At 65.8% G+C, this 16961-nt stretch carries 15 protein-coding genes; 5 read left to right on the top strand and 10 right to left on the bottom strand.

Annotated features, from left to right (window positions below; all coding sequences use genetic code 11):
- The first annotated feature begins 10 nt into the window (after window positions 1-10).
- Entirely contained in the window at window positions 11-787 is a 777-nt protein-coding gene (locus NA2_RS08235; protein WP_008596124.1) for a molybdopterin-synthase adenylyltransferase MoeB, read from the top strand.
- Window positions 788-1171: 384 nt separating this feature from the next.
- Here NA2_RS08235 and NA2_RS08230 read toward each other — a convergent pair whose 3' ends face one another.
- A complete protein-coding gene (locus tag NA2_RS08230) occupies window positions 1172-2173 on the bottom strand; it encodes a 2-hydroxyacid dehydrogenase (RefSeq protein WP_008596123.1) in 1002 nt (333 codons plus the stop codon).
- Window positions 2174-2338: 165 nt separating this feature from the next.
- On the opposite strand from NA2_RS08230, the gene NA2_RS08225 reads away from it, so the two are divergent.
- On the top strand, window positions 2339-2905 hold the full coding sequence (locus tag NA2_RS08225; protein ID WP_008596122.1) for an SH3 domain-containing protein: 567 nt from the start codon (window positions 2339-2341) through the stop codon (window positions 2903-2905).
- A 13-nt stretch (window positions 2906-2918) separates the two neighbouring features.
- On the opposite strand, the gene irrA is transcribed toward NA2_RS08225, so the two are convergent.
- Window positions 2919-3347, bottom strand: coding sequence for an iron response transcriptional regulator IrrA (gene irrA / locus NA2_RS08220; RefSeq protein ID WP_040677187.1), 429 nt, complete (start codon window positions 3345-3347; stop codon window positions 2919-2921).
- Between the two features lie 252 nt (window positions 3348-3599).
- Between irrA and fabA the strand changes: the two genes are divergently transcribed.
- The 3 genes from fabA (at window position 3600) to fabI (ending at window position 6310) form a co-directional block, all read left to right on the top strand.
- Window positions 3600-4112 (top strand): 3-hydroxyacyl-[acyl-carrier-protein] dehydratase FabA, encoded by a 513-nt coding sequence (gene fabA / locus NA2_RS08215; protein WP_008596119.1) that lies wholly within the window; start codon window positions 3600-3602, stop codon window positions 4110-4112.
- 149 nt (window positions 4113-4261) lie between these two features.
- On the top strand, window positions 4262-5482 hold the full coding sequence (fabB, locus tag NA2_RS08210; protein ID WP_008596118.1) for a beta-ketoacyl-ACP synthase I: 1221 nt from the start codon (window positions 4262-4264) through the stop codon (window positions 5480-5482).
- A 9-nt stretch (window positions 5483-5491) separates the two neighbouring features.
- Window positions 5492-6310 carry an enoyl-ACP reductase FabI gene (fabI, locus tag NA2_RS08205; RefSeq protein ID WP_008596117.1) on the top strand — a complete coding sequence of 273 codons (819 nt, stop codon included), beginning with the start codon at window positions 5492-5494 and terminating at the stop codon, window positions 6308-6310.
- Window positions 6311-6329: 19 nt separating this feature from the next.
- Here the strand turns inward: fabI and NA2_RS08200 are convergent, their stop codons facing one another.
- From NA2_RS08200 to NA2_RS08165, 8 genes are all read right to left on the bottom strand, one after another.
- On the bottom strand, window positions 6330-7346 hold the full coding sequence (locus NA2_RS08200; RefSeq protein ID WP_008596115.1) for a class I SAM-dependent methyltransferase: 1017 nt from the start codon (window positions 7344-7346) through the stop codon (window positions 6330-6332).
- Between the two features lie 76 nt (window positions 7347-7422).
- Complete coding sequence (pnp, locus tag NA2_RS08195) at window positions 7423-9576, bottom strand: polyribonucleotide nucleotidyltransferase (RefSeq protein WP_008596114.1); 2154 nt, start codon at window positions 9574-9576, stop codon at window positions 7423-7425.
- A 323-nt stretch (window positions 9577-9899) separates the two neighbouring features.
- Window positions 9900-10211, bottom strand: coding sequence for a 30S ribosomal protein S15 (gene rpsO, locus NA2_RS08190; RefSeq protein ID WP_274531969.1), 312 nt, complete (start codon window positions 10209-10211; stop codon window positions 9900-9902).
- A 140-nt stretch (window positions 10212-10351) separates the two neighbouring features.
- The gene (locus tag NA2_RS08185; protein WP_051011598.1) at window positions 10352-12076 is read right to left on the bottom strand and encodes a sensor histidine kinase; all 1725 of its coding nucleotides are present in this window, start codon (window positions 12074-12076) and stop codon (window positions 10352-10354) included.
- 190 nt (window positions 12077-12266) lie between these two features.
- A complete protein-coding gene (truB, locus tag NA2_RS08180) occupies window positions 12267-13202 on the bottom strand; it encodes a tRNA pseudouridine(55) synthase TruB (RefSeq protein WP_008596110.1) in 936 nt (311 codons plus the stop codon).
- Window positions 13202-13621 (bottom strand): 30S ribosome-binding factor RbfA, encoded by a 420-nt coding sequence (rbfA, locus tag NA2_RS08175; protein ID WP_008596109.1) that lies wholly within the window; start codon window positions 13619-13621, stop codon window positions 13202-13204. The genes truB and rbfA overlap by 1 nt, the downstream gene beginning before the upstream one ends.
- Before the next feature lie 130 nt (window positions 13622-13751).
- Window positions 13752-16325 (bottom strand): translation initiation factor IF-2, encoded by a 2574-nt coding sequence (gene infB / locus NA2_RS08170; RefSeq protein ID WP_008596108.1) that lies wholly within the window; start codon window positions 16323-16325, stop codon window positions 13752-13754.
- The gene (locus tag NA2_RS08165; protein WP_008596106.1) at window positions 16322-16957 is read right to left on the bottom strand and encodes an RNA-binding protein; all 636 of its coding nucleotides are present in this window, start codon (window positions 16955-16957) and stop codon (window positions 16322-16324) included. The genes infB and NA2_RS08165 overlap by 4 nt, the downstream gene beginning before the upstream one ends.
- Window positions 16958-16961 lie beyond the last annotated feature (4 nt).

Raw genomic sequence — 16961 nt, 5'->3', positions numbered from 1 at the left:
TGCTCTCGCCATGACACAACCCGTCTCCCCGCCCCTGACCGACCTCGAGCTTGAACGCTACGCCCGCCACATCGTCCTGCCGGAGATCGGCGGCGCCGGCCAGCAGAAGCTGAAGCGTGCCCGCGTTCTGGTGATCGGCGCCGGCGGCCTCGGCGCGCCGGTCCTCTCCTATCTCACCGCCGCCGGCATCGGCACGCTCGGCATCGTCGACGACGACACCGTCTCGCTGTCGAACCTGCAGCGGCAGGTCATCCACGATACGGACGGCATCGGGCAGGCGAAGGTGGACAGCGCGGCGCAAAGCCTGGCGCGGATCAATCCGAACGTCCGTTTCGAGACCCACGCCCTGCGCCTCGGGCCGGACAACGCCGCCGGGCTGATCGCCGCCTACGATCTGGTCGTGGACGGGTCCGACAATTTCGCCACCCGCTATCTTCTGGCCGATACCTGCGCGGCGGAGCATCGCCCGCTGGTCACGGCGGCGGTCGGCCGCTTCGACGGCTCCCTGACGGTGCTGACACCGTTTGCCCGGGATGCTGCCGGCAATCCCTTGCCGGGCTATCGCGACCTGTTTCCGGAACCGCCGCCGGCGGGCCTGGTGCCGAGCTGCGCCGAAGCCGGCATCGTCGGCGCGCTGACCGGCGTGATGGGGACGCTGCAGGCCATGGAGGTGATCAAGCTGATCACCGGCATCGGCGAACCGTTGATCGGCCGCCTGCTGCTCTATGATGGGCTGGCCGCCCGTTTCGACACCATCACCTACCGCGCATCCCGCAGCCGGATGTGAGCTTTGGCCGAAACGGCAAGGCGGCGGCGCTTTTCCGCCATCCCACACGCCTCGTCTTTCTCGGGTCAAGCCCGAGGATGACGAAAGTCGAGAGGTTTGGCACCCGGCAAACCCGGAGAATGTAGCAGCAACACAAACGCCGGCGCTCCCTTCTCCCCGCCTGCGGGGAGAAGGTGGCCCGAAGGGCCGGATGAGGGGCCAGAGCCAACCCGGCAGAAGGGAACGAAAGTCGGCGTCCGCGCACCAGTCCTTGACGCCCGCGCTCGCCCCTCATCCCCCTGCCGGGACTTCTCCCCGCCTGCGGGGAGAAGGAAGCCGTCGTCCACCGGAAGTGGGCCCCGAGCCGCCGACGGCAGAGACGCCGCGCTGCTCGGGTATCGTCGGTCAGGCGCTGCGCGGCAGGACGCGGTCCGGGGGGCGGTGGCCGTCGAAGAAGGTGCGGATGTTGATGATGACCTTCTCGCCCATGTCGATGCGGCCCTCGATGGTGGCCGATCCCATATGCGGGAGAATGACGATCTTGTTGGTCTTGGCGAGCTTGAGAAGCTTGGGATTGATCGAGGGCTCGTGTTCGAAAACGTCCAGCCCGGCGCCCGCCAGCTTGCCCTGCTCGATCAGGCGGATCAGCGCGTCCTCGTCGACGACGTCGCCACGCGCCGTGTTGACCACATAGGCCCGCGGCTGCATCAGCTCCAGCCGGCGCGCCGACAGGAGGTGGAAGGTCGCCGGCGTCGAGGGACAGTTGACGGAGATGATGTCCATGCGCGCCAGCATCTGGTCGAGACTGTCCCAGTAGGTCGCCTCCAGCTCGTCCTCGATGGCCGGCGCGACGCGTTTCCGGTTGTGGTAGTGGATCGACAGGCCAAAGGCCTTGGCGCGCCGGGCGACGGCGGTGCCGACCCGGCCCATGCCGACGATGCCGAGACGCTTGCCCCAGATGCGGCGGCCGAGCATCCAGGTCGGCGACCAGCCGGCCCATTTGCCGCCATCCCTCAGGAGCGCCGCCCCCTCGGTCAGACGGCGCGGCACGGCCAGCATCAGCGCCATGGTCATGTCGGCCGTGTCCTCATTGAGGACGTTCGGCGTGTTGGTGACGGTGATCCCGCGCTTGCCGGCGGCGGCGACGTCGATGTTGTCGACGCCATTGCCGAAATTGGCGATCAGCTTCAGCCTTTCGCCCGCCTGCGCCAGCAGGGCGGCATCGATGCGGTCGGTGATCGTCGGGACAAGAACGTCGGCTTCCTTCACGGCGGCCACCAGTTCCGGCTGGGTCATCGGCTTGTCGTCGACATTCAGCCGCGCGTCGAAGAGCTCGCGCATGCGCGTCTCGACCTGATCGGGAAGTTTGCGGGTGATGACGACGAGAGGCTTCTTCCTGACGGTCATGGGTTCTCCAAAATAACGCCCTGTTGATACCTCTTTAACCAAGACGCGCGACACTTCAATGCCGCGTTGGGCCGCCTCCTGTCTATCAAGCGGGGGGTCCCAAGACAAAGAAAAAGGGGCCAACTGCCGGCTCCGCGCATACCGGGGTTCATCAGGAGTTCGAAAATGCCGGCCATCGCGCCATTCCGTTCCGTGCTAGCCGCGTTCGCCCTGGCCGTCATGGGGACCGCCATGGTCGCGGTGCCCGCGACAACGCAGGCGCAGGCCAACACCGAACCGAATGTGAAGACGGGCCCGAGCGGTCTGCCGCTGCCGCGCTTCGTCAGCCTGAAATCCGGCCGTGTGAACATGCGCGTGGGTCCCGGGCTCAGCTACGCGGTCAACTGGATGTACCTGAAGCCCGGCCTGCCGGTGGAGATCATCCAGGAATACGACAACTGGCGGCGCGTGCGTGATGCCGACGGCGCGGAAGGGTGGATCAACCAGGCGCTGCTTTCCGGCCGCCGCACGGGCATCGCGGCTCCCTGGTACAAGGGCAAGGAAGCCGCCATCGATCTTTTCGCCAGGCCAGAGGAAGAAGCGCGCACCGTGGTGCGGGTGGAACCGGGCGCCATCGGATCCATCAAAGCCTGCAACGGCGACTGGTGCGAGATGGAGTTTGCCGGCCATTCGGGCTGGATCGACCAGGCACTCGTCTGGGGCGCCTATCCGGGCGAAGCCGTCAAGGAATAGGGGCGACGCGCCTTCAGCGCGCCTTGCGGCGCAGCCTCACCACGATATCGACATTGGCGATCTCGGTGCCTTCCGGCGGCTCGGGAAGGTTCTTCACCTCGACGCGGCCCGAGGGAATGTCGAACACCAGGTTCTCGTCCTCGATGAAATAGTGGTGGTGGTCGGAGACATTGGTGTCGAAATGGGTGCGCGCACCTTCGACCTGGACGATGCGCAGCATGCCGGCTTCGGTGAACTGGTGCAGCGTGTTGTACACGGTGGCAAGCGACACGGAGAACCCGGCCGCCTGTGCTTCCTCGTGCAGGGATTCTGCGGAAACGTGGCGGTCGCCATCAGCGAACAGGAGATCGGCAAGGGCAATGCGTTGCCGCGTCGGACGCAGGCCCGATCTCCGCAACCGCTCTTCCAGTCCCAGTTCCTGCCTGTCGTTTACAGTCTTCAATGACTTGTTCCGTCGATTGCCATTCACAAACGCCCGGCCGGTGAGCCCGTCCCGCGCAAGCGTTTTTCCTTCCCCGACATATACTTTGTCAGGGCAAACCGATCAATAGCGGCGAATTTTCGCGGCTGGGTCGCTCGGTCCGGGCGATTTCCCACAACGGCGGTTTCCAGCAAGAAACAAGCTGTGTTAGGGAGTTTCGACAACGACAAGAACGGATCCGGGAAGACTGGACCGCCGACGGGATGGCATTAGATGGCGCAAGCGAAAAACAGCTACGACTATGAAGACCTTCTGGCATGCGGCCGGGGAGACCTTTTCGGCCCGGGCAATGCGCAGCTTCCAGCGCCGCCGATGCTCATGTTCGACCGCATCACCGACATCCAGGAAGAGGGCGGCGAGTTTGGCAAGGGCTATATCCGCGCCGAGCTCGACATCAAGCCCGACCTCTGGTTCTTCCCATGCCACTTCATCGGCAATCCGGTCATGCCCGGCTGCCTCGGCCTCGATGCGCTCTGGCAGATGACGGGCTTCTATCTCGGCTGGCTCGGCCTGCCGGGCAAGGGCATGGCCCTGTCGACCGGCGAAGTGAAGTTCAAGGGCATGGTCACGCCGAAGGTCAAGAAGGTCGAATACGGCGTCGATTTCAAGCGCGTGATGAAGGGCCGTCTGGTGCTTGGCATCGCCGATGGCTGGCTAAAGGCCGACGGCGACCCCATCTACAAGGCGACCGACCTCCGGGTCGGCCTGGCTCAGCAGGAAGCCTAGATCGCCGTGCGTCCGTCCGGACGCGCAAAGGACGATCCAAGCGATTGATGGAGCATCGGGACAACCGAAAACCGGTTTCCACTTTTCGGCCCGATGCTCTAGTTTCAACTTTTACTGGCGGCCGGCATGGTCGGCGCAAGGAGAGCATCATGAGACGCGTCGTCGTCACCGGCCTCGGTATCGTATCCTCCATCGGCGACAATGCCGACGAGGTCACGGCTTCGCTGCGCGACGCCCGGTCGGGCATCACCTTCTCGCAGGACTTTGCCGACAACGGCTTCCGCTGCCAGGTCTGGGGGGCGCCGAAGCTCGATCCGGCCGAAGTGGTCGACCGCCGCGCCATGCGCTTCCTGTCGAAGGGCGGCGCCTGGAACCATGTGGCCATGGAGCAGGCGATCGCCGATTCCGGCCTCGCGGAAGGCGACGTCACCAACGAGCGCACCGGCATCATCATGGGGTCGGGCGGCCCGTCCACACGCACCATCTTCGAAGCCGCCCAGTTGACCCTGGAGAAGGGCTCGCCCAAGCGCATCGGACCGTTCGCCGTGCCGAAGGCCATGTCTTCCACGGCTTCGGCGACGCTCGCCACCTGGTTCAAGATCCACGGCGTCAACTATTCCATCTCCTCGGCCTGCTCGACCTCGGCGCACTGCATCGGCAACGCGGCGGAGATGATCCAGTGGGGCAAGCAGGACGTGATGTTCGCCGGCGGCCACGAGGATCTCGACTGGACCATGTCGAACCTGTTCGACGCGATGGGCGCCATGTCCTCCAAGCACAACGAGACGCCGGCCACCGCCTCGCGCGCCTATGACGCGACGCGTGACGGTTTCGTCATCGCCGGCGGCGCGGGCGTTCTGGTTCTGGAAGAACTGGAGCACGCCAAGGCGCGCGGCGCAAAGATCTATGCCGAGCTGACCGGCTATGGCGCGACCTCCGACGGTTTCGACATGGTTGCTCCTTCGGGTGAAGGCGCGGTGCGCTGCATGAAGCAGGCGCTCTCCACAGTGACTGGCGATGTCGACTACATCAACACGCATGGCACGGCGACGCCGGTGGGCGATTCCCGCGAGATCGACGCCATCCGCCAGGTGTTCGGCGAGAAGATGCCGCACATTGCCTCCACCAAGTCGCTGACGGGCCACTCGCTCGGCGGCGCCGGCGCGCAGGAATCGATCTACTCGATCCTGATGATGCAGGCCGGCTTCATCGGCGAGAGCGCCCACATCACCGAGCTCGATCCCGAGTTCGAGGGCGCGCCCATCGTGCGCAAGCGCATCGACAACGCCAAGATCGATACAGTCCTGTCGAACTCCTTCGGTTTCGGCGGCACCAACGCCACGCTCGTGTTCCAGCGTTACGCAGGTTGAAGAAGACCCATGGACGGTTTGATGAAAGGGAAGCGCGGCCTCATCATGGGGGTCGCCAACGATCACTCGATTGCCTGGGGCATTGCCCGGAAGCTTGCCGAGCACGGCGCTGATCTGGCCTTCACCTATCAGGGTGATGCCTTCGGCCGGCGCGTCAAGCCGCTGGCCGAGAAGGTCGGATCAGACCTCCTCTTCCCCTGCGACGTGGAAGACAGCGCCTCCATCGATGGCGTGTTCGACGGCCTTAAGGAGGCGTGGGGTTCCCTCGACTTCATCGTTCACGCGATCGGATTTTCCGACCGCAACGAGCTGAAGGGCCTCTATGCCAACACCACGCGCGAGAACTTCGTGCGCACCATGGTAATCTCCTGCTACTCCTTCACCGAAGTCGCCCGCAAGGCGGCGGAACTGATGGAGAATGGCGGGCAGATGCTGACGCTGACCTATGCCGGCTCCACACGCGTCATGCCGAACTACAACGTGATGGGCGTCGCCAAAGCCGGCCTCGAGGCGAGCGTGCGCTACCTCGCCAGCGACTACGGCCCGCGCAACATCCGCGTCAATGCGATCTCCGCCGGCCCCGTGCGCACGCTGGCCGGCGCCGGCATCTCCGACGCCCGCTACATGTTCTCCTACCAGCAGCGCAATGCGCCGCTGCGGCGCACCGTGGTGATCGACGAGATCGGGGGATCGGCGCTCTACCTGCTCTCCGACCTGTCGTCCGGCGTCACCGGCGAGATCCACTACGTGGATTCCGGATACAACACCGTTTCGATGCCGACGATGGAAGAGCTGAAGCGGATCAGCGCCGCCACCGGCGACGACTGAACCGGATCAGATCGGCCCGCTACTTGCGGGCCCACAAAACCTTGAACACCGTATCGCGGCGCAGCTCACCCTGTGCCGCGAAATGCTTTTGGAGGCTTTCCTCGTAGGGAAGCTGCCGGTTGGCGACGAGAAAAAGCCGGCCACGCGGCTTGAGCGCCTTCGCCGCCGCGGCGATCATGCCATGGCCCATGTCGGGTTCGGCGGCCCGGCTGCGGTGGAACGGGGGATTCATCAGGATCACATCGTAGCGCTCGTCCACCGGCTCGCCCAGAAGGTCGTGCCAGAAGAAGCGGACCGGCATCTGCGGCGCTCCGGCCGCCATGTTGCGCCGGGCCGCCTCCAGCGAGGCGTGATGCGCCTCGTAGAGATCGATGCTCTTCACATCGGACGCCCTGCCCGCCGCCGCGACGGAGAGATAGCCCCAGCCGGCCGCGAAATCGGCAACCCTGCCCGAGAGGTCGTCCGGCAGGCATTCGACGAGCAGCGCAGAACCGGGATCGACACCATCATCGGAGAAGCCGCCGGCAGCGGTTGCGAAACCGTCCGCGGCATCGCCGCCGTCAGCCAGTTCAGCCACCAGCCCGGGTTCCAGGCTCTCCGGGCGGCGCAACCAGAAGACCACGCCGTGATGCTTCGAGGCGTGGTCCTCCAGCGGCAGAAGGCCCGCCATGCGCTTGCGCACGCTGCCGCCGCCATCCTTCTTGGCGCAGGCAGCCGCGATCAGGGCGCCGGGCCGCGTGCGCCTGAGCGCCTGGGCAAGCAGCAGCTCGTTCTCGCGGCGATGCCTGCCAAGCAGTACAAGCGCCAGATCATAGCTCTCGCCCTGCGGCTCCGGCGAAACCGCGAAGCCGGCCTGCTGCAAGGCGAGATAGTCAGGCCGGAACCCCTGCACGGCACTAAGCTGCCCGGCGAAATCCGCCGGCAGGAGCAGCCCGCCCGGCGCGCCCAGAAACAGAACGCGATCTTCGTCCCGGGGCGGGTCGACCAGGCCGCGTTCGAAGGGAAACAGGAGGGTGGCGAGAGGGGCGTCGTTCATCTTGGCGGCTTTCGGATGTGAAACGGGCGCGGCCCCGGAAGGCGCGCGCCCGTTCGAAGCGGTCAGTTCAGGGAGATCAGCCTTCGGCGTCTTCCCCGACCTCTTCCTTCTTCTTCTCGCGGACGATTTCCTGGCCGGTCTCCTGATCGACGACCTTCATCGACAGGCGAACCTTGCCGCGCTCGTCGAAGCCCATCAGCTTGACGAAAACCTTGTCGCCTTCCTTGACGACATCGGTGGTCTTCTGCACGCGCTCGGAGGCGAGCTGCGAGATGTGGACCAGGCCGTCCTTCGGGCCGAAGAAGTTGACGAAAGCGCCGAAGTCGGCGGTCTTGACGACCGTGCCCTCGTAGATCTCGCCCACTTCCGGCTCGGCGGTGATGGAGTGGATCCACTTCTTCGCCGCCTCGATCTCCTTGGCGTTGGACGAAGCGATCTTCACCGTGCCGTCGTCCTCGATGTTGATCTTGGCGCCGGTCTTCTCGACGATCTCGCGGATCACCTTGCCGCCGGAGCCGATCACGTCGCGGATCTTGTCGGTCGGGATGTTCATCACCTCGATGCGCGGGGCGAACTCGCCCAGCTCGCCGCGGCTCTCGGAAAGCGCCTTGCCCATCTCGCCGAGAATGTGCAGACGGCCGCCCTTGGCCTGGTCGAGGGCGATCTGCATGATCTCCTCGGTGATGCCGTGGATCTTGATGTCCATCTGCAGCGAGGTGATGCCCGCATCGGTGCCGGCGACCTTGAAGTCCATGTCGCCGAGATGATCTTCGTCACCCAGGATGTCGGAGAGCACCGCGAAGCGCTCTTCTTCCTTGATCAGGCCCATGGCGATGCCGGCGACCGGCTTGGCCAGCGGCACGCCGGCATCCATCAGCGCCAGCGAGGTGCCGCAGACCGTGGCCATGGAGGACGAACCGTTGGATTCAGTGACCTCGGAGACGACACGCAGCGTGTAGGGGAACTGGTCGGCGGCCGGCAGCATCGGGTGGATGGCGCGCCAGGCGAGCTTGCCGTGGCCGATCTCGCGGCGGCCGGGCGACCCCATGCGGCCGGTCTCGCCCACCGAATAGGGCGGGAAATTGTAGTGCAGGAGGAACGCCTCCTTGTAGGTGCCGGTCAGCGCGTCGATGAACTGCTCGTCCTCGCCGGTGCCGAGCGTCGCGACGACCAGGGCCTGGGTCTCGCCGCGGGTGAACACGGCCGAACCGTGGGTGCGCGGCAGGACGCCAACTTCCGAGACGATCGAGCGCACGGTCGACAGATCGCGGCCGTCGATGCGCAGGCTGGTGTCGAGAATGTTCCAGCGAACGATCTTCGCCTGCAGGGTCTTGAACACAGCGTTGACCTGCTCCGAGGTCCACTTCTGCTCTTCCTCGCCCTCGGGCAGGAACTCGGCCTTGACCTTCGCCTTGGCGGCATCAACGGCGTCGTAGCGCTGCTGCTTGTCGGTGATCTTGTAGGCGTCGCGCAGATCGGCCTCGACGACCTTCAGCATCGCGCCTTCCAGCTCGGAATAGTCCGGCGAGGTGAAGTCGCGCGGCTCCTTGGCGGCGGCTTCGGCCAGCTTGATGATCGCGTCGATCACCGGCTGGAAGCCCTTGTGGCCGAACATGACTGCGCCGAGCATGACGTCCTCGGCCAGTTCCTGCGCCTCGGACTCGACCATCAGCACTGCGTCGCCCGTACCGGCGACCACGAGATCGAGCTTGGATTCCTCCATCTCGTCGAGATGCGGGTTGAGGATGTATTCACCGCCGATATAGCCGACGCGCGCCGCGCCGATCGGGCCCATGAAGGGAACGCCAGAGAGCGTCAGGGCGGCGGAGGCGCCGACCATGGCGACGATGTCCGGGTCGTTCTCCAGATCGTGCTGCAGGACCGTCAGGACGACCTGCGTGTCGTTCTTGTAGCCGTCGACGAAGAGCGGACGGATCGGACGGTCGATCAGGCGCGAGGTGAGCGTTTCCTTCTCGCTCGGACGGCCTTCACGCTTGAAGAAGCCACCGGGGATCTTGCCCGCGGCGAAGGTCTTTTCCTGGTAGTTGACGGTCAGCGGGAAGAAATCGAAGCCCGGCTTCGGCTCCTTGGCGGAGACCACGGTGGCCAGAACGACCGTCTCGCCATAGGTGGCGAGAACGGCGCCGTCGGCCTGACGGGCGATCTTGCCGGTTTCGAGGATGAGCGGACGACCGCCCCATTCGATTTCCACTTTGTGGTGCTTGAACATATCTTGTCCTTTGATACCGAGCGCCACGCAGCGGATTTTGGCCGCGCGCCGCCGGACTGGCTTTGTGTTTCAGACGAGCCACGGGCAAGACAACGGGAAGCTTGGCAATTTCCGGCCTCGGCCGGCCGCAAGCATCCTGCAATCCTGCCCCATGACCTGTCCACGGGGCTCCGGTATTCCAGACCTTCCTTTCGCATGAGACCGCGAAGCGCCGTCGGCGCGTGTGGTCACATCATGCATCGGTCCGGAGCCGGCGGGCGCGATGCGAAGCACCGTCCCAAATGCGACCGGCGGACACCCCCTGGTATCCGCCGGTCAAAGGCTTAGCGCCGAATTCCGAGCTTCTCGATCAGCGTCTTGTAGCGGCCTTCGTCCTTCTTCTTCAGATAGTCCAGAAGGCGGCGGCGCTGGGAGACGAGTTTCAGCAGGCCACGGCGGGAATGGTTATCCTTCTTGTGGTCCTTGAAATGCTCGGTCAGATTCTTGATCCGCTCCGTGAGAATGGCGACCTGGACTTCCGGCGAACCGGTATCGCCCTGAGCGGTAGCGAATTCCTTGAGCAAATCCTGTTTACGCTCTGCAGTAACCGACATCGGTGTTCCTTTCGAAAGTGTAGGGAAAAGGGACGCCCTCAGCCGGGATGTCGTCCAGCCGGGGCCGTTTCACATGGCGTTTCAACCGCAATGTCGAGCGTTTCAAGCGCGATGTTGGGCGGCATATAAGCGAAAACGCACATAATTGCCAGCCCAAACATTAAAGCGGCAGGCGGCGCGCCTCAGCCTGCCTCGGGGGCGGAGCGCGCATCCTCGGGGAACAGGCGCGCGACCGGAATCTTGAAAACGCATTCAAGACCGTCGCGGTGGAACACGCGGGAAATCTCCGCGTCGAGCGTGCCGCCCAGCATCCGCTCGATGATCTCGGTGCCGAAGCCCCGCCGGCCGCTGCGGCGACGCAGGCGCGGCACATGCTCGCGCCAGGTGATCACCAGCGCGTCGCCCTTCACGCGCCAGGACAGATGCAGGCTCCCCGTGGCGGAGGAGAAGGCGCCGTATTTCGCGGCGTTGGTCGCCAGTTCGTGTACGGCAAGGCCGATGGTCTGCGCCGGCTGGTTCGCCAGCCGGACGTTCGGGCCTTCCATCTGCAGCCGCTCGGCATCGTCAGGTCGGAACGGGTCGATCTGGATGGCGAGCAGCTCGCGCAGTTCGACACCCGCCGCACCGCCGGCGATCAACAGGTCCGTCGAGCGGGCCAGGCCGTAGAGGCGCTTCTGAAAGGCGTCCTGAAACGAGGCGAAGGTGCGGGCGCTGCGCGCGGTCTGCTTCGCCATCGAGGCCACGACGGTGAGCTGGTTCTTCGAGCGATGCGCCACCTCGCGCATCAGCAGGCGGATTTCGTTCTCCGCCTGCTTGCGGTCCACCGCGGCCTCGGCCAGCGCCGACGACACCGTGGCGACTTCGGCGATCGGGTACTCGATGGCATGAACCGGTTCGCCGACGCCCAGCCGGCGGGCATCGCGCGCCAGGCGCCGCACGGGCCCGGCAATCTGCCGGCCGAGCAGCCACGCGGCGGCGGTGCCGATGGCGATGACGAGTAGACCGCCGACCAGAAGCATGCGCAGCGACCGGCGCATCGGCTCCTCGACGGAAGCCGTCGAGGCCCAGACGATCGCCTTCCAGCCGCTGTAATGGGACTTGTCGACGATGGTGATGTAGGTGCCGCCGGGAATGCCTTCCCGCGGCTCCGCCTCGCGGTACATGCCGGAACCGCCGAGCTCCAGGAAAAACGGCTTGCCGACCTCGGACGACATGAAGGACGAGGCGATGACCATATTGTCCTGGTCCACGACCGACGCATTCCAGCCGCCGCGCAGCAATTGCTGGGACAGGGCGTCGCTCAGCGTCTCCGCGTTGCGCGTCATCACCAGCACGCGCGGCGGACCGTCCTTCGGAATGAAGGGCATCGCCACGTTGAAGACCCATTCGCGCGAAACCTTGCCGAAGAAGGTTCCGGAGATCACCGTTCCACCCTTGCTCAGCGCAAGATCCGCCGATTGCGGGTCGGATGTCGGGCCAAGCGGCGTGCCGAAGGGGACGCGGGTGTTGATCAACTGCCGGTGCTTCTCGTCGAGCAGGATGAAGTAGGATCCCGTGCCGGCCAGCGCCAGCCTGGCGCGATCGTAGAAATCCTCAAGGCTGCCGCTCGCCAGCGACGGCGTCGTCGACAGGACGCGCAGGGTGGTGGCCATGCCGTTCAGTTCGCGGTCGATGGCTTCGGCGATCGAGCCGGCCATCGCCTCGGCCAGGGTGGTGACGACCTCGCGCTGGGCGTCGTTGTTGCGCTGCAGGAGGACGACCGATACGGCGATGGCGGGAATGATGGTGACGGCAATCAACAGAAACAGGAACAGACTGATCGGCTTCGGCCCGGCAGCCAGCACCCGCAGACGTTCGAGGAATCCTGCCCGGGGAGGTGTCGCGCTCCCGCTTTCGTCTGCCTGCATTCCACCCCGACCCTTGCCTGTCTGCGCCAGACCGATCCCTCGTTCTCACGAAACGCCGAACCGCTCTGCCTCGTGCTCCCCGCGTTCATGCGGACATCAGGTGTAACCACCTGACTGCAAATTGCTATAGACAATGCATGAGATGCGCATCGGTTGCGCGGCGTTTCCGGAAATTCGACGCAGGCAGGGTTCAGGCCGCGAAGACGCGCTTCGGCTTGAACATCCCCGCCTCGACGACGCCCAGCGCAACCAGCCGGCCGCGGGCGCTGGCCCATGCCTCCGGCGCCTCGACGGGCGCATCGCGGCCGCGCACGATGACCGGGTTGCCGAGGCGGATGCGGGCGGCGGCATCGTCGTTCACCGCGATCTCCGGCAGCCCCTCCAGCGCGGTGGCGACATCGAGCAGGGCATCGTCCAGGGGAGCGAAATCCCCCTCTTCCGCGTGGGCCGCTTCGGCCGCCTCCTCGAGCGGCGGGAGATCGACCATCTGCTCGGGCGTGAAGGGATAGACCTCGGTGCGGCGCAATTCGGCGATGTGGCCGAAGCAGCCCAGATCGCGCCCCATGTCGCGTGCGAGGCTGCGCACATAGGTGCCCTTGCCGCACTCGACCTCGAAAACCGCCCTGTCCGGCGTGAACTCCAGCAGATCGAGCCGGCCGATCTCGATTTCGCGCGCGGCGATCTCGACGGTCTCGCCGCCACGGGCCAGATCGTAGGCGCGTTCGCCGTTGATCTTGATGGCAGAGAACTGCGGCGGCGTCTGCATGATGATGCCGGTGTAGCGGGGCAGCAGGCCGCGCACCTCCTCCTCGCCCGGACGCCTGTCGGAGCTTTCCACCACCGGACCTTCGAGGTCGTCGGTGCTGCGCTCCTCGCCCCAGGCCACGGTGAAGCGATAGACCTTTGCGCCATCCATGACGAACGGCACGGTCTTGGTTGCGTCCCCCAGCGCGATGGGCAGCATGCCCGAGGCCAGCGGATCGAGCGTTCCGGCGTGACCGGCCTTCTCGGCCTTGAACAGCCACTTGACCTTGGAGACCGCTTCGGTCGAGCCCATGCCGGCGGGCTTGTCGAGGATCAGCCAGCCATTGACCGGACGGCCCTTCTTCTTTCCGCGCCGGGCCATCAGCGGTCGCCCCCATCAGGTCCGTCTTCGCCCAGATCGTCCTCGTCCAGGTCGCGCGCCACTTTGGGCGACTTCAGCAGGCGGTCGATCTTGCTGAAATTGTCGAAACTCTCGTCAAAACGGAAGCGCAGTTCGGGCATGTACTTCATCTGCCGGAGCGCCGGCGTGATGCGGCCGCGAATGAAGCGCGCATGACGGTTGAGCGCCTCGACCACCGCATCCCTGTCGCCGGCGCCGAGCGGCGACACATAGGCGGTGGCGATCTTCAGGTCCGGTGACATGCGCACCTCGGACACCGAGACGACGGTATTTTCAAGCGTGTCGTCCATCACATCGCCGCGCTGCAGAAGCTGGGCGATGGCATGGCGCACCTGTTCGCCGACGCGAAGCTGACGCTGGGATGGCGCGGAAGACGGCATGGGGCACCTTCTTACGGGAATGCTCTATTGTACCCGCCTTGCGGATATCGGCAAATCAGGGAACGGGGATCGCGCCGGATGACGCCGGCGGAGCGACAGAGCGCTCCGCCGGGAAATCGAACCGGACGGATCAGAGGGTGCGCGTGATGTGCTCGACGCGGAATGCCTCGATGACATCGCCGGCGCGGATGTCCTCGTAGTTCTCGAAGGCCATGCCGCACTCCTGGCCCGAAGGCACTTCGGAGACCTCGTCCTTGAAGCGCTTCAGCGTCTTCAGCTTGCCTTCGTGGATCACCACGCTGTCGCGGATCAAGCGCACGCCTGCACCGCGCTCCACCTTGCCCTCGGTGACCCGGCAGCCGGCAACCTTGCCGACCTTCGAGACGTTGAACACCTCGAGAATCTCGGCGTTGCCGAGGAAGGTCTCGCGGCGCTCGGGCGACAGGAGGCCGGACATGGCGGCTTTGATGTCGTCCACGAGGTCGTAGATGATGTTGTAGTAGCGGATCTCGATGCCCGCCTGCTCGGCCGCGTCACGCGCCTGCTTGTTGGCGCGCACGTTGAAGCCGATGATGGCAGCGCCGGAGGTCTCCGCCAGCGACACGTCGCTCTCGGTGATGGCGCCGGCGCCGGCGTGCACGATGCGCGCCTGCACCTCGTCGGTACCCAGCTTCTCGAGAGCCGAGGCGATGGCCTCGATCGAGCCCTGCACGTCGCCCTTGATGATCAGCGGGAACTCCTTCAGGCCGCTGTCCTGAAGCTGCGACATCATCTGCTCGAGCGAGCCGCGCTGGCCGGCCTGGCGGGCCACGGACTTCTCGCGGGCCAGACGCTGACGGTAGTCGGCGATCTCGCGGGCGCGCGCCTCGCTTTCCACGACGGCAATGCGGTCGCCGGCCAGCGGCGTGCCCTGAAGCCCGAGGATCTCGACCGGCATGGAGGGCGGAGCCTCCTTCATCTGCTCGCCCCGGTCGTTGACCAGCGCGCGGACGCGACCCCACTCGTTGCCGGCGACGATGATGTCGCCCGTGCGCAGCGTACCGGTCTGAACCAGGACGGTGGCGACCGAACCACGGCCGCGGTCGAGCTTCGCCTCGATGACGACGCCCTCGGCCGTGCGGTCCGGATTGGCCTTCAGCTCCAGCACTTCGGACTGCAGTAGGATGGCTTCCAGAAGCTTGTCCAGATTGGTGCCCTTGACGGCGGAGACCTCGACGTCGAGCACTTCGCCGCCCATCGATTCGACGAACACCTCGTGCTGCAGAAGCTCGGTGCGCACCTTCTGGGCGTCGGCCTGCGGCTTGTCGATCTTGTTGATCGCCACGATGATCGGAACACCGGCCGCCTTGGCGTGGTTGATGGACTCGATCGTCTGCGGCATGACGCTGTCGTCGGCGGCAACCACCAGGATGGCGATGTCGGTCGCCTCGGCGCCACGGGCGCGCATCGCGGTGAACGCGGCGTGGCCCGGCGTATCGATGAAGGTGATCGTCTGACCGTCCTGCACGACCTGATAGGCGCCGATGTGCTGGGTGATGCCGCCGGCCTCGCCGGACACCACATTGGCGTGCCGGATGGCATCGAGCAGCGAGGTCTTGCCGTGATCGACGTGACCCATGATGGTCACGACCGGCGGACGCGACTTCAGGTCCTCGGCGTTGTCGGCGATGTTGAACAGGCCTTCCTCGACATCGGATTCGGCGACGCGCTTGACCGTGTGGCCGAACTCCTCGGCCACCAGCTCGGCGGTGTCGGCGTCGATCACGTCGCCGGGCTTCATCATCTGGCCCTGCTTCATGAAGAACTTGACCACGTCGACGGCCCGCTCGGCCATGCGCTGGGCGAGTTCCTGGATCGTGATCGTCTCCGGCAGCACGACCTCGCGCGAAATCTTCTCGCGCGGCTCCTGATGCTGGGCGCGGCGGAACTTCTCCTGACGGCGGCGCATCGAGGAGAGCGACCGGCCTCGGGCCTCGCCATCGTCGGAAAGCGCCTTGTTGAGGGTCAGCTTGCCGCGGCGGCGCTCGTCGTCCGTGCGCGGCTTTGCAGGGCGCGGGGCGACCTCGGTCTTGACGGGCACCGGACGCTTCGGGGGAAGGCCCTTGCTGTTGCCCTTGCCCTCATTGTCATCGCTCGCTTCCGGGGCAGCCTGTTCGGCAGCGGCGGGTGCGCGACGGCGCGCTTCCTCTTCGGAGCGGCGACGGGCTTCAGCCTCGACCTTGAGGCGTTCCTCTTCCTCGGCCTGGCGGCGTGCGGATTCCTCGCGCTCGCGCTGGCGGCGTGCATCTTCCTCGGCCCGGCGCTTGGCGTCCTCGGCGGCGCGCTGGCGCTCCTCGGCCTCGCGAACCTTGGAATCCTGCAGCGCGCGGCGGCGCGCCTCCAGCTCATCGCTCGACAGCTCGTTCAGCACCACGCCCGAACGCTCGCTGGTGTGCGAGGGGCGCGGACGCTCGCGCGTCGTCTGCGACTGCGGCGTCGGAACGACCGGGCGCGGCTTCACCGGCGCAGGCGCCGGCGTCGCGGCAGCCGGCTCGTCGGGCCGCGAGAATTTGCGCTTCTTCGTTTCGACGACGACGGACTTGGAGCGCCCATGCGAGAAATTCTGACGCACCGTGCCCTGCTCGACGGAGGGCCGCTTCAGCGTCAGCGTCTTCTTCGTATTGACGCTCAGCGTCTTGTCGTCACCGGTTTTCGTATCCGTCATTCCACATCCTCTGCGGTGCCTAGCGCATCCGCTTCCGGGTTTTCCGCGCAATTGCCTCGAAACTTTCCGAGCGCCACCACGCGTTTCAGCGCCGCCTTGCCCGCGTCCCGCCCGAACACGGCAGCATGTATCACATTTGTTGCCCCCAATGCCAAACTCAATTCTTGCTCGGAAAAGAGTTTGTATGCGGGCACCTCCGGTCCACCCAGGTGGACGACCGAGCGCCGGGCGGAAGCGATCTTGCGCACGCCATCATCCGAGGCTTCCCGGGCGTGCAGGACTGCCACGGCCTTGCCGCTGCGCACGGAAGCTTCGACCTTGGCCGCACCCAATGCCACGGCACCGGCCTTGCGCGCAAGGCCAAGAGCGCCAAGGGCGGCTTTCGCAAGCAGATCGTCGACCATTCCGCCTAGATCGTCGGGCGGCCTGACCGGAGCCTTCAGCGCCCGCGCGAAGATGTTCTTCTTCGCGGCCAGGTCGACATGGGCGCGGTCAGCGGTGACCCAGCAGCCCCGACCGGGGAGATTGCGCTTCAGATCCGGCACGACCATGCCGTCCGGCCCGGCGACGAACCGCATCAGGTCCTCTGCCGGTCGCGCCGTGCGCGTGACGATGCATGTGCGGTCGTTCATCTCG

The sequence above is a fragment of the Nitratireductor pacificus pht-3B genome (assembly GCF_000300335.1).
GTDB lineage: Bacteria > Pseudomonadota > Alphaproteobacteria > Rhizobiales > Rhizobiaceae > Nitratireductor > Nitratireductor pacificus.
This window is presented reverse-complemented; position numbering and strand designations above follow the sequence as displayed.

Excerpts from the sequence above, each read along its gene's own strand:
- fabB (WP_008596118.1), top strand. The coding sequence starts at position 4,262 with ATGAGACGCGTCGTCGTCACCGGCCTCGGTATCGTATCCTCCATCGGC.
- pnp (WP_008596114.1), bottom strand. The coding sequence starts at position 9,576 with ATGTTCAAGCACCACAAAGTGGAAATCGAATGGGGCGGTCGTCCGCTC.
- NA2_RS08185 (WP_051011598.1), bottom strand. The coding sequence starts at position 12,076 with ATGCAGGCAGACGAAAGCGGGAGCGCGACACCTCCCCGGGCAGGATTC.
- fabA (WP_008596119.1), top strand. The coding sequence starts at position 3,600 with ATGGCGCAAGCGAAAAACAGCTACGACTATGAAGACCTTCTGGCATGC.
- NA2_RS08165 (WP_008596106.1), bottom strand. The coding sequence starts at position 16,957 with ATGAACGACCGCACATGCATCGTCACGCGCACGGCGCGACCGGCAGAG.
- fabI (WP_008596117.1), top strand. The coding sequence starts at position 5,492 with ATGGACGGTTTGATGAAAGGGAAGCGCGGCCTCATCATGGGGGTCGCC.
- NA2_RS08230 (WP_008596123.1), bottom strand. The coding sequence starts at position 2,173 with ATGACCGTCAGGAAGAAGCCTCTCGTCGTCATCACCCGCAAACTTCCC.
- infB (WP_008596108.1), bottom strand. The coding sequence starts at position 16,325 with ATGACGGATACGAAAACCGGTGACGACAAGACGCTGAGCGTCAATACG.
- NA2_RS08235 (WP_008596124.1), top strand. The coding sequence starts at position 11 with ATGACACAACCCGTCTCCCCGCCCCTGACCGACCTCGAGCTTGAACGC.
- NA2_RS08225 (WP_008596122.1), top strand. The coding sequence starts at position 2,339 with ATGCCGGCCATCGCGCCATTCCGTTCCGTGCTAGCCGCGTTCGCCCTG.
- truB (WP_008596110.1), bottom strand. The coding sequence starts at position 13,202 with ATGGCCCGGCGCGGAAAGAAGAAGGGCCGTCCGGTCAATGGCTGGCTG.
- rbfA (WP_008596109.1), bottom strand. The coding sequence starts at position 13,621 with ATGCCGTCTTCCGCGCCATCCCAGCGTCAGCTTCGCGTCGGCGAACAG.
- NA2_RS08200 (WP_008596115.1), bottom strand. The coding sequence starts at position 7,346 with ATGAACGACGCCCCTCTCGCCACCCTCCTGTTTCCCTTCGAACGCGGC.